We start from the raw sequence: 12,103 nt of genomic DNA, 5'->3' as shown, positions 1-12,103 counted from the left end.
GCAGTTTGTTTATTGGTCGGGCATTCATCCCACAACTTTAGAAGATGGGGAATTCTGCCCGACATTTTAGTTAAAATTTCTTGAGCATCCATTTCTTTTGTCTCCTGAATATATAGAAAAGTAAGTTGAGCTTGCTCAAAGCAGCCGCCAGAAGCCTCTATTGCAGAACTTTGAGTAATCGGTTCTTTTATCGCTTTATTCTGGTAATCGTTCCCAGTGTTAGAACGAGTTAGCCTTTATAATTGTTAGGTTTTATCGGTCTTAGATCTAGGCTTCTGCCTCGCAACTTCGCTGCTTGACTGTCTAATTAAATAAACCTTCTACATTTTCTCGGAAGGCAATCAAGGCGTAAGTTTCGGGAAACTGTTTTAGTTCTTCCAGTAATTGCCCAGACATTTCTGGTGTAACGATGGTTTTGACTTCAATATTAGTGTTATAGGTAGCCATCATATCTCCCGTGCGTCTACCATGACTACCTGCACCCTGTACTGGAACAATTGTATAGCCAGAAACACCTAATGTTATTAATTGTTTGATTAAACGATCCTGTAATACGGCTTCGCATACAATTGTTACGAGAACACCCTGGTTAAAAGAAGAAGACATATTTATTTATCTCCTGATATAAGGTTACTCTGTTGATAAGTAACCTTTTACTATTTTTACTATCACCTTAGACTAAAAATCTGAGAAATCTGTGAGGAAGAAGCTCGAAGACTTTATTTAAGAAAGAGTCGAAGGACTCCACCCATCATCGGCGGAACGGGGTTCACAAGGGGGCGAGGCTACCCTTACAAGATACTGCACTACCTATATTTTTATTTTAAAATAGAGAGGAAGATGGCGATCGCTCCTGTTTCTAACAGTAGTGTAGGGATCATCAAACTAATTAATAACAGATAACTTGACGCAAAAGCTGTTGCTGTCGGTTGAAATGCTTTTGTTCTTCGGTTAATAACCCATAATTCTCAATGGGAAGTCGCATATCCCATTGGGTTTCTGCGAAGGCTAATAAATTAGAGGCCATAACCAAACCTGTAAACAGGAATTGCCAACCAATTACATAGGGAAGAATCGCTATTCCTACAAGATGTATTAAACCAGAAAGTAAAAAGGCACGAGATTGAAAGCCTATAGCTGTACAAAAATACCCTATGGCTACTATCAGCAGCCAAATATGGTTCAAATGTAGCAAAATTTGACCCCAACCTAAAAAAATTCCACAATCAGTAAGAACTACTCCTAACAGCATTAATCCTGCCCAAGTGTAGAGTACCCACTGCAATCTTTCTACCTTAACCCAAAAATGAGTTAGAACAATCATGACCAAAGTACCTATTAAGGTAATTATCGACCAAATTATTGCTTGAGTAACCCAATGCTGCCATACCACGGGAGACGATGGAGATTTTTTCGATTCGACCACTGCCTGGCATCAAAGAACTAACCAGAGCATGACCGACTTCGTGATAGGCGACAACTTTCTTTTCCTTGTCGTTGAGGACACGGCTTTTCTTTTCAAGACCAGCAACCAACCGCTCGATCGCTTCGGTAAAGTCTTCCTGTGCCACCGTCTCACGTTGATTGCGAGCTGCTAACAGTGCTGCTTCATTTACTAGGTTAGCCAGGTCGGCTCCAGCAAAACCAGGAGTACGAGTGGCGATCGCCTTAAGATTCACATCCTTACCCAACTTCACTTTCTGAGCATGGATGTTGAGAATCGCTTCTCGCCCCGATAATTCCGGGCGATCGACTAGAACTTGACGGTCAAATCGACCAGGACGTAAGAGGGCAGGATCTAATATTTCAGGGCGATTAGTTGCAGCTAAAACGATTACGGTAGCTTCACCAGCCGTAAATCCATCCATTTCTGCTAGCAACTGGTTAAGCGTTTGTTCACGCTCATCATTGCCACCGTAGAAACCGCCACTGCTGCGAGACTTGCCGATCGCATCCAGTTCATCAATAAAGACGATGCAAGGAGCCTGTTTCTTCGCCTGCTCGAATAGATCGCGAACCCGTGAAGAACCCACACCTACGAACATTTCTACAAACTCAGAACCAGAAATACTGAAGAATGGCACTTCCGCTTCCCCTGCTACCGCTTTAGCCAGAAGCGTTTTACCAGTCCCTGGAGGACCTACCAGCAAAACTCCCTTGGGAATTCGCGCCCCAATCTGAGTATAGCGTTTTGGAGTCTTCAAGAAATCGACAATCTCGACTAACTCGGTCTTGGCTTCCTCTACCCCAGCTACATCGGCAAAAGTTGTTTTGGCAGATTCGCCTTCGACATAAACTTTGGCTTTGCTCTTGCCTATAGAGAGAACACCCTGAGATCATGCACCTCCAGCACTTCGACGGATAAAAAACTGCCAGATTGCAACGAAGATTAAAGGTGGAATCACCCAACCTAGAAGGCTAGTAAACCAGGCATTCTTAGGCGGAGGAGTAGCAGCAAAATCAACACTCTTATCTTCTAGCAACTTAGGCAATCCTAAATCAAAGATGGGTGTAGTAGAAAAAACAGTTCCAGCCTGTTCATCGTCAGTTTTCAATTGGAAGCGAATTTGGTTTTGACCGATTTCCACCTCTTTGACTTCACCTTGCTGCACCTGATGGATAAAGAGACTGTAGGGGACACCAGGAATCCGAGGACGAGAGAGAATAGGCAAGACAAAATCTATGAACACCAACAAAGCTGCCAGTGCCAGAAAAATGTTATTAGATAGACCAGAACGAGGGGGAGTAGGTTGTTCTTTAATTGGCATGGTTATCACCTATCATTTAAAAAGCTTGATACTGAACTAACTCTTCGATGTCCAGACGATTTGATTTCCTTGACCCCAAGCACCACTAAATTTTGTCACTTTGACATCCCCTAAAACCTTAGTTTGACAAGCTAGTCGGCGGTTCTGGGCGAGAGAATGGGGAGGCAGCGATCGCCGAGTGCGTTCGCGCCATTCAGGTTCCGAAACAGCCCCTTCCACCTGGACTGCACAAGTGCCACAAGTTCCGAGTCCGTGGCAGTTGAGGCTTGAAGTAGCCCCGTTGTAGAGTTCTATACCATTCTGGAGTAGAACCTGTTTTATTGCCAAATAAAAGAAAAAATGATAAGGAATTTTTATGTTTTTAAGGATGGGCGATCGCAAGTATCTGAAAACATAAAGCTCTTCTACCGAACTAAACCTAAATTCAGCAATTCCTGAGCAGATGCCAGCAGATCAATTGCCAAAAAGAAAATCTGGCCTTCAGGATTGAGCAAAAACCGCCAGGCAACATTGATGACAACATTGCTCCCAAACCAGGGAGTTTGCACTTTCCCCATCACTTTAATTTTGGTGAACCCTTCTTCTGCTGGTTCAGATACCCCTTGCTCAGGCATTAGCTTGAGTCCGTAGCAGTCTTCACGCATATAGGCGAGGATGTTTTCTTGACCCGCGATCGGCTCTTCGAAAGGTGGTTGCAAAGCACCGTCTTCCGTAAATAAAGCTACTGCTGATGCTCAACAGGAGATATCTGTTTGATTTGAGTCAAAGTTTGTTCTGCGAAAACCATGTTGGCTAACGACATAGCTGCGGAAGTGATGGTAACTCCCATCTCGGTATAGGCAAACCAAAGTAAAGCTAACTGATCCTCCGCACTGAGTTGATTGAATGATTCAACCGTGGCAGGAATTGCCTCAGTCACTTGAGTGTCAGGGAAAATTGTGTGAGCTGAGTCAATGGTATATGACATGATAAAAATCTCCAAAAATTGATTGAGCTATTTAGTTAATCAGAGCAGATGTTAACTAGAGAAGTAATTGCTCGATTCTATGAGATCGCTATGTGTTCTTCCATTTTATTTATCTCCTTCTAGTTGTGATTGTTGTACTTTCACTCCAAAAACCATCTGAATAATCTACAAAAATAGCGTGGCATAATCGCTTGTAGGTAATTTTCCTTGTCTATTGAAGAGCAGCAATTAGGTAGTCGAAATATGTACTAACTTCGCTAGCATCTTCTCCAGATAATATTGAGCTTGAGATATTCTTCATGGCACGAACACTTTCAGCAACAGACTCAATTGGGGTGCCAAGGGATTTGTACATTTGGCGAACACCAACGATCCCAATCTCTTGAATTGGTGTACCATCTCCAGCAGCAATACTGTAGGAAATCAAGCGCAGGTAATAATCCATATCTCGCAGACAAGTGGCAGTCATCTCTTTGCCGTAGACATTACCACCCGCTGAAACCAGGTATGGACGGCTTTGAAAGAGTTGATTGGCAGCTTTTATAACAATGTAATCGCGACTTTCTGTTAAAGCTTTCACCAACCTTAAACGGCGATCGCTACTGCTAACAAACATACTGATTTGCTCTAGTTCTCCAGGGGTGAGATAGCGAACTTCAGCATCTGCATTGACAATCATTTTGGTAATAACACTCATTAATTAACTCCTGAAAGGTTTAAATTAGATTGATACTCTTAAAAACTGATATAGCTGCTTTGTTCACATTAGTCATTTTTTTCTGTTATCAAATCGCTCAACAACTGAAATAACTCTTTCATGATTTCATGCTGCGGAGTTATTGCCATCTATCCTATTACTTGAAGTTAGCTATTAAGGTAATGTGGTCTAGGCACAGTCATTCATTTGATGAAGAGAAGAAATACAACGTCGTACCCTAAGTTTATTTGCTATACGTTTTTTATATTTACCTTATAAACACTCTCTTCCTTATTACTTGTCCCATTCCCTCTCTTCCAATTCACTCTGGGGCAATAACAAGGCAGCTTCAATCTCTTGTCGCACTGCAACTGTCACTTCACAATTACTATTGAGGCAATCGATCAACAACTGATTGGCATCATAATAGCGTTGCAGAACTTGCTGCTGTTCGAGGCTAAAGTGCCAGTGAGACTGGATATTGCGATGAAGGGCGATCGCTGTTTTTAACCGTTCAGTCCAGGTCAGATGATTGATTTGCCACCATGACTGAAATCTAGCTCTATCCTGCTCTGGATCAGGGAGTTGTTCTTTGAGTTGTTGTAAGGATTGCTGTAATCCAAGATCAAGGACAATAGTGAGAGCATTACTGAGGGCATTACTGAGAGCATGGGCATGGGCAAAATCAGGACTAGAGCCAATGGCAGATTCCAACATCAAGTTGTCCAATAACGTATCCAGAAAAATACCTTGGTCAAGGGTACAAGCAAGAGCGAAGTGAGGGGCAAGATGAGGAGTTTGGGTAAGACCGAGATAAAAAGCACGAGTTGCAGCTAAGGTGGGTTGGGGTGTAACCAAAGATTTTTGGCTTGCCCAGGTTAAAAATTCTTGGAGATAAGGGTCTTGGGCAACTAGAGCATCGATTTGTTGCTTCATCAAATGTACTAGGGAGTCTGCACTCCGTAACATAGCAGCCGTCAACAAAAAGATTTCGAGCCACCGTGGTTCAGTTATATGACTAACCAGACGTTCCAAGGCTCGTTCTAATGACTGTAAATTATGACTGGCAACGATTTTGCGAGCAGTGAAGTATTCTTGAAACGTTAAAGAGGAAAAAGAGAAAATTCCTCGCACTCGTTCCGCCAATAACCCGTGCTGTAACTCGATCGCCTTGAGTATCACTTCACTATCGAGTTGTAATTCTTCTGGTTCAGTGGGAGCATTTGGTAAATTACTGATAAAGTCGCCAATCTGCTGTTCGGCAGCTTGTTGCTCAAAAAAGTAATCACCCTGCTCAAACGTCGCAGCAGCAATCTGACTCATCAGTTTAAGCTTTTGTGGCAATAAAAACCCCTGATAGACTTCATCTCGCTCAATGCCTCTAATTTCATCCCATTTGCCCAAAAGAAGGTCTAGACATTGCTTATAGAATTCGGCTCGTTTGTTGGGAAACTTTTCTTGGCGATGGAATACCCAACAAGCAAGATGGAGAAATAAGGGCGTGACTGCAAGTCTGCGGAATGGCAAGTTTTCGGGCAAGTCTAGTTTTTCAACGAACTGAACTGCCATATCTAGCTCATCTGGCTCATTTTTCCTCGTAAATACGTCAAACCACTTCTGAGCAAAGGCGACAATTTGTGCTTGGGTAAACGGGGCAATTTCGATATCGGTGAAGCGTCTGAGGTTAAATGTTTTGGCTGCGGTTCGACAGGTGACGACGAACAAATTTTTGGGATATTTCTCCGAGAATCTGCGAATTTCTTTTAAGACTGCATTGTTATCTTGATGTAGCACTTCATCAAGTCCATCCAGCAATAGTAACACTCTGCCCTCACGCAGTAGGATTTCGACTGTGGACTGTTCTGAAATCCCACAGGTGATAAATTCAGTGTTCATATAGTTTAATAAGCTGAACGTCCCTGTATCTTTGGAGTCGTCAGCAAAATCTCTTAAGGTAATAAAGATGGGAACTAGATTGGCAGCAAAATTACCTTGGTTACATTGAATGGCAAGATGTTGCAAAAAAGTAGTTTTCCCACACCCAGGTTTACCTAACACCCTCAGCTTGGAATAGGTTTCGACTGCTCTTATGCCTGGTATTTGTGTTTGAGCAATCTCACCTGAACCAAAGTGATCGAATTCTTGGGAAGTAGGGTTTTGCAATTGAGAGATCTCTAACCATTGTTGACTGGCAATTTCCTGTAAAATATTGACATCAATATAAATGTTTTCGATTTCAACAGGATGGTTAGTATCTAATAACTGTAAAGTACCGCACTGGTCTTGAATTTTATCTTGGCGTTGCGATCGCACCTTCTTGACCAGAGTATCAATATTTACGGCTGTTCGTTCTTCTGGATCAGAAAAATCGTCTGGGGGATTGGCAGCAATGTCCCGCCAGTTTAACTCTAAGATAGAACAAATTTCAATAAAAGTATAACGTTCGATGGGACGACCTGTGAAAAATCTCCAAACTGGCTGGCGAGTCTTTAGATTCACTTCTCCTGCCAGGTTTTCTTGAGTCCACCCCTTGTTGTTAAAGGCTCTTTTTGCTTGTTTGACTCCTTCTGGCGATGCCTGGAGTGATCGTTTTGCCATCGGAAAAAGACCTCGTCCAAGTTTTTTCGGAATATTTTAGAGGTTTATGACAAATAAGATTTTCAAACCTCTATTCTTTGATGGTAACGTTTTCCTAACAATTAAGTTATACAAAATCGCATCAATTGAACTCTAATTTTCTCAAACAACGATCTAAACATTTCAAAGCTTTTGCGGATAGTAATCCTAGATAAATTTGTATAAGTTAATTTGTGCTTTATTTTTATTCATAAAACGTGTCTCTGGATGTCAGGAATAGAATTTAGGTTAAAGCGATCGCTTTTATGGTTAGAATCAATAAAATTCACTTCGGCGCTATTATGTGTAAATGAATGTGTGAAACTTAGTGTAGTTATGGCAACTAATTTATCGATAGACCCTGAATTGCTAAAGGAAGCTTTGAAAATTGGTGGTTTCAGCACCAAAAAAGATACCGTCAATCAGGCACTTAAAGAGTTTGTGCAAAGAAGAAAGCAACAAGAAGTTATTGAATTATTTGGCAACTTTCCCTGTGATGAAGACTATGACTACAAACAAGGGCGTAAATGAGTGGCGTAATTGTCGATACTTGTATTTGGTCGCTTGCTTTAAGAGGTGAATCATCAAGAGAGTGTAAAGTCACAGATGAATTAACGGCACACATTAAGGAAAATCGCGCCAAGATTATTGGTTTAATCAGACAAGAGATTTTATCTGGTTACAGCGATTTGGTTCGTTATAAAAAACTTAGAAATAAACTGAGAGCATTTCCTAACGAACAAGTAATAGATATCGATTATGAATCTGCTGCTGAATACTCAAATATTTGTCGCAGCAAAGGGATACAAGGCTCTCACGTCGATTTTTTGATTTGTGCGGTTGCTACTAGATTAAAAATGGATATCTACACCAACGATAAAGATTTTAATTACTATTCTCAGCATCTTCCTATTTCTTTGTATCGAGAAAACTAAATACTAAATCGCACTTATGGTTGGGATTGAGGCGGGCAATCGCCCATATCTAGGACATAAATCCAGAGATAAGTTTGTTGAAGGTTGTGCGATCGCATTTATTTCAGACTCTGCTTTAACTTCTTTACACCGCTTGAATTTCTATTTCTTCTAAAAATATCTGAGTTTCAGGACCAATCCTACCCATTTCTGGTTTTGGGCCTAGTGGCATTTCAATGGCGTAGATCCACTTTCCTAAATCAAAGTAACAGTATTTGACTGTGCCTGTGCCACCTATAAAGGACACTTGTTACTCGGAACTAAATTGAGATTCTCTAGTTAATAAGCTCGATGTATACTTTTTACTCATTTCATCTTCTCCAAATTCTTGAAATGTTTCTCTTGATAGATGTTTTTTTAAAGATTTTTTCTATGTCAGCTTCAATATATTCATACACTATTTTTGTTAAATAATATTCTTCTGGTATTTTAGTTTGCCGATCAAGAGAAGATAGGTTTGTAATACTAATAGGCTCGACAAATTTATCATCTATGATTACTAAATAATTAGGATAAATCTTGATTTTTCTCATACATTAAGTAGTTCACTCAAAATTAATGGGGAGTAATGAACTAGGAAAAGTTATTACTCCACCAAATGTTATCTATTCATCATGCTTTGCATTTGCTTAAGCAGGCATCAACACTGTGTCAATGATGTGGATAACACCGTTATCAGCACCAACATCTGCTGTTGAGACTTTGGCATCATTAATTTTGACACCCTTAGCAGCGTCAATTTTCACATCTGAACCTTCAACTGTTTTAGCTGACTTCAACTTAGCCACGTCCGCAGCCATGACTTTGCCTGAAACAACATGATAAGTCAGGATTTTTTTGAGCTTGGGAATATCCTTAAGTAATCCGTCTACTGTGCCTTTGGGAAGTTTGGCAAACGCCTCATCGTTGGGTGCAAAAAGGGTGAATGGGCCCTTGCCTTTGAGAGTGTCTACCAAACCAGCAGCTTTAACCGCAGCAACTAGAGTATTAAAAGAACCAGCATTAATTGCCGTATCTACGATATCAGTCATGTATGTCACCTAGTTTGGGGTAATTTGTTAACGAGTGCTAACAAACATCAGCATGACACCCTGTTGTTAGAAATCATGTTTGAGCGAGCGTTTGAGCAGCGTATAAATTGAATGAATTGCCCTAAAACGATACAGAACTTTACAATAAAAATATCTAGGGTTCTGTTGCAAAAACTGAGGACAAATTAGTAGTACAATTAAAGTCTTACTAATTACCTCAACTGATGAACTTAACAAGTCAATTGGACATGCTGAGGAGACCTCAGCGTCCCTCGACTTCAAAGCAGCCATTTAAATGGAAACATTTTCAAGGAGAGATAATTTTACTTTTCACTCTCTCAATATGCTATGCAAGCCTTTTGAAACTCTCTTAATTTATATTCAATATCCATTAGAGGTTTTCTCGGTCATGTTAACTGTTTAACTGCAAGCATTAAATTTTACTTGATCAATTATAGCCATAGCGCGATCGCGTCCTTAGTGGTTGAGTTAGTGCAAATCAGAAGCTTAATCTCATCTTTTTTTTTAACTTCCTTAACTGCTATAATGGACATTAATTGCATAAATGTAAAAGTTATGGCTTCAGGAACTATCACCAGAAAACTGGACATACCTCGTCAAAAGATTTCCCCAGGGGACAAACTACTCTCGGTTTTCCAAACTCTGGTTGATGAAGAATCTCCAGCAATTTTGGCACAGATCGCTGATAGTCTCAATCGAGTTCAAAATAGCGAATCATCAGACGATGAATTTGTTATTTTGCTCTCTGACAAACAGTACTCTCAACAGGAGCGCAAAAGACTTCAGATTCAAAATAGGTTCGTCATTCGACATTGACGAAATACCTGATGTTGTCGATTTACTATTAAGAGAAAAGCGATCGCCCAACACTCGACAAGAATACAAAAAAGACATCAATAAATTTTTTCAAGCGATCGCCAACAAGCAGCCTAATAGAGATTTAGTTTGGGAATTTCTGCACCTAGAGCAGCAAAAGGCAGTTCAATTAGTTCTGAGCTACAAAGCCCAATTAATTGAAAAAGCGATTGTCTTGAATGTCAAGTTAAATTTGTCTTTTTAGTGCGATCGCTATAAATTAAATCCAGGCAAGATAAACTAACATCACACCAATGATTAGCTGTGATGTTAGTTTAAAAGTAATAGCGCAATTTAATTAGTGGTTTGAGCTTTCCAGAATGAATTATTTTTCATCATGGCATTCAGAACAATTAAAATTTTGGTTGATGTTGATGCAACCACTCTCCTGTCTTAACTGCCCAACACAAGGCGATCGCCATCAAAGCCAATAATTTGCTCAATCGCTCTGAATCAGTAAAATGAGTCGATTCCAAACAAAATCCCCTGGTTTTAAAGATTCCAAATAAGGTTTCAATCCCCCATCGCTGCGCGTAATCAGAAAAAGACGTTCAATTGGGTTAAGCTCAGGACTAGAAGGTGGTTGAAAAATAGGAATAATATTATCGGGCCATTTCAAATCGAGAGATTTATGAAAGCTGCCATTATCCATTTGGATTAAGTTAAGGCGAAAGCCTATGGCTTGAGAAAAGAGATTTAAGAACTGCTGAAAACAAAAATGATCCAAGTGAGAAAATTCCCCAAAAAAACTTTCTCCAGAGAGAGGTTCGACGACACCATAGAGATAAAAATTGTCTCTTGACCAACCGACAATTCCTTGAGGTTTAACGCCTCGAAGAGTAATAATTTTTCCGGTTAAGGTTTTAAGCCCTAGACGAGTTTCATCTTGACACCAATCATGAACTGGTTGACCTGTTCCCAAATGCCGTAACAATATTTGAATTAAATCTGGCAGTTTTTTTTAAAAGAATCCATACCTTGGGCGCTAACGTAGAGAGTAGCAACAGCCAAGATAAACCACAAGCGGGACAAGGCGCAAACATCGCGAATCATTGAACGTTGAACATTCCACCCTGCTGATTGATCGTCGAGAAAGTTTTCCTCGATCTCAAAACGTAACCCATACTCAGCAAAAGTTTGAAGAGTAGTCTTTTCGTCACTGACAATTGCCCATAGCTCACCGTTGACGCTATTACGTCCCAGAATTACATGAACTTTGCCATAAAATTCGCTTTGATGAATCTGTACGTTATGTAAGCAAATTGCTTCTCCTAGATGAAAATGAAAATGTTTAGGTTGACACCAATTTCCACGCCAAATCCAGGTATTGCTCTTAATTCGGATACGATAATGCCATCCTAGTTGAGTTGTCAGCATGGTCATCAATTCGGTATGTATAAATCCTCTATCCGCTAATAGAATTACCTTGACTGATTCTGGTAGTCTAGTTTGTGCTTGCTCGACCATTTCTTTGTAATCAGCAAACGAAACGCTAGCACTTTCATGTTTCATCACTCGCCACACTAATGGTAATGCTCTCCCTCGATGGATAACTGAAAGACGCACAAGGCAATACTCGTCCCAAAATAAAGAAGTGTCTAGTGCTAAAAACAACTTTGATTCTGACCAATTAGAAAGTGCTGTTTTGACTAGTGACTTATAAATCCGATGGACGTTGATTCGGGGATTGTTTAGCCAACGCTGAATGCGTCTTTGTCGGCTTTGAGCGAACTGACCACGACAAGGAATATACATCGACCATTTTGTCAGGTTTACACTACCAGTGTGTATCAAGGCAATTATCATCCAAATGCAGGTTTTTAGATGGCACAGATGTGACCAAGCCACTGGTTGACTCATCCATTGATTCAAGGCATTGTCAAGACGGGAGTTTTCTTGAAGCAGTTGCTTTATGCCAGGGAATCTGTCCACCGCACTGCTTCGCTTTTTCACAGTATTCTTCTATTTTGAGTGGTATCTAATTTTAGAATACTGACTCCTCCAAAATATTTTTCAAGTCCTCAGCCCTCTCATAGCTTCTGCTCTAAAGTTTTTAATAGTCTCTTTTGTCAGTCAACCAGATCAGATACAGATATTTTGACATCCTCTCCGACCTGAAGGACGGAGATTCCTAGAACAAACTTAATTGTTCGTAGGTGGTTGACGCTTCGTCG

The 12,103-nt window shown here is 40.4% G+C and carries 12 protein-coding genes and 4 pseudogenes; 4 read left to right on the top strand and 12 right to left on the bottom strand.

Going from position 1 to position 12,103, the window contains the following annotated elements; translation table 11 throughout:
• Positions 1–303: 303 nt before the first annotated feature.
• From C7B62_RS21030 to C7B62_RS21000, 7 genes and pseudogenes are all read right to left on the bottom strand, one after another.
• Complete coding sequence (locus C7B62_RS21030; RefSeq protein WP_106241883.1) at positions 304–606, bottom strand: hypothetical protein; 303 nt, start codon at positions 604–606, stop codon at positions 304–306.
• A 283-nt stretch (positions 607–889) separates the two neighbouring features.
• On the bottom strand, positions 890–1,324 hold the full coding sequence (locus C7B62_RS21025) for a hypothetical protein (protein WP_199194308.1): 435 nt from the start codon (positions 1,322–1,324) through the stop codon (positions 890–892).
• Between the two features lie 43 nt (positions 1,325–1,367).
• A pseudogene (gene ftsH / locus C7B62_RS21020) lies at positions 1,368–2,768 on the bottom strand (ATP-dependent zinc metalloprotease FtsH); the annotation flags it as partial.
• A gap of 36 nt (positions 2,769–2,804) precedes the next feature.
• Complete coding sequence (locus tag C7B62_RS21015) at positions 2,805–3,095, bottom strand: 2Fe-2S iron-sulfur cluster-binding protein (RefSeq protein WP_233220083.1); 291 nt, start codon at positions 3,093–3,095, stop codon at positions 2,805–2,807.
• 77 nt (positions 3,096–3,172) lie between these two features.
• A pseudogene (locus tag C7B62_RS27025) lies at positions 3,173–3,735 on the bottom strand (orange carotenoid protein N-terminal domain-containing protein).
• A 211-nt stretch (positions 3,736–3,946) separates the two neighbouring features.
• Positions 3,947–4,432, bottom strand: coding sequence for an allophycocyanin (locus tag C7B62_RS21005; protein WP_106241881.1), 486 nt, complete (start codon positions 4,430–4,432; stop codon positions 3,947–3,949).
• A gap of 294 nt (positions 4,433–4,726) precedes the next feature.
• On the bottom strand, positions 4,727–7,030 hold the full coding sequence (locus C7B62_RS21000; protein ID WP_106241878.1) for an NACHT domain-containing NTPase: 2,304 nt from the start codon (positions 7,028–7,030) through the stop codon (positions 4,727–4,729).
• Between the two features lie 354 nt (positions 7,031–7,384).
• Here C7B62_RS21000 and C7B62_RS20995 point away from each other — a divergent pair, with 354 nt between their 5' ends.
• Together C7B62_RS20995 and C7B62_RS20990 are read left to right on the top strand one after the other, a co-directional pair.
• On the top strand, positions 7,385–7,579 hold the full coding sequence (locus C7B62_RS20995; protein WP_106241875.1) for a type II toxin-antitoxin system VapB family antitoxin: 195 nt from the start codon (positions 7,385–7,387) through the stop codon (positions 7,577–7,579).
• Positions 7,576–7,983: a PIN domain-containing protein gene (locus C7B62_RS20990; RefSeq protein WP_106241873.1), complete on the top strand. Its 408-nt coding sequence runs from the start codon at positions 7,576–7,578 to the stop codon at positions 7,981–7,983. Before C7B62_RS20995 ends, C7B62_RS20990 begins: the two co-directional genes overlap by 4 nt.
• Before the next feature lie 124 nt (positions 7,984–8,107).
• Here the strand turns inward: C7B62_RS20990 and C7B62_RS26320 are convergent, their stop codons facing one another.
• Together C7B62_RS26320 and C7B62_RS20980 are read right to left on the bottom strand one after the other, a co-directional pair.
• Positions 8,108–8,269, bottom strand: a complete 162-nt coding sequence (locus tag C7B62_RS26320) for a hypothetical protein (protein WP_199194307.1) — start codon at positions 8,267–8,269, stop codon at positions 8,108–8,110.
• Positions 8,270–8,651: 382 nt separating this feature from the next.
• Positions 8,652–9,053 carry a fasciclin domain-containing protein gene (locus tag C7B62_RS20980; protein ID WP_106241867.1) on the bottom strand — a complete coding sequence of 134 codons (402 nt, stop codon included), beginning with the start codon at positions 9,051–9,053 and terminating at the stop codon, positions 8,652–8,654.
• A gap of 576 nt (positions 9,054–9,629) precedes the next feature.
• Between C7B62_RS20980 and C7B62_RS25465 the strand changes: the two genes are divergently transcribed.
• Positions 9,630–9,890: a hypothetical protein gene (locus C7B62_RS25465; protein ID WP_146132160.1), complete on the top strand. Its 261-nt coding sequence runs from the start codon at positions 9,630–9,632 to the stop codon at positions 9,888–9,890.
• On the top strand, positions 9,799–10,134 hold the full coding sequence (locus C7B62_RS20975; RefSeq protein WP_106241864.1) for a hypothetical protein: 336 nt from the start codon (positions 9,799–9,801) through the stop codon (positions 10,132–10,134). Before C7B62_RS25465 ends, C7B62_RS20975 begins: the two co-directional genes overlap by 92 nt.
• A gap of 157 nt (positions 10,135–10,291) precedes the next feature.
• Here the strand turns inward: C7B62_RS20975 and C7B62_RS25460 are convergent.
• The 3 genes and pseudogenes from C7B62_RS25460 to C7B62_RS20965 all read right to left on the bottom strand — a co-directional run.
• A pseudogene (locus tag C7B62_RS25460) lies at positions 10,292–10,468 on the bottom strand (transposase); the annotation flags it as partial.
• 56 nt (positions 10,469–10,524) lie between these two features.
• Positions 10,525–10,851, bottom strand: a pseudogene (locus C7B62_RS26675) (IS630 family transposase); the annotation flags it as partial.
• Positions 10,852–10,871: 20 nt separating this feature from the next.
• Positions 10,872–11,882, bottom strand: a complete 1,011-nt coding sequence (locus C7B62_RS20965; RefSeq protein WP_146132159.1) for a transposase — start codon at positions 11,880–11,882, stop codon at positions 10,872–10,874.
• Between the last annotated feature and the right edge of the window lie 221 nt (positions 11,883–12,103).

It is taken from the genome of Pleurocapsa sp. CCALA 161 (genome assembly GCF_003003995.1).
Taxonomy (GTDB): Bacteria; Cyanobacteriota; Cyanobacteriia; order Cyanobacteriales; family Xenococcaceae; genus Waterburya.
The sequence above is the reverse complement of the archived record's forward strand: the minus strand, read 5'-3'. Positions and strand labels throughout refer to the sequence as shown.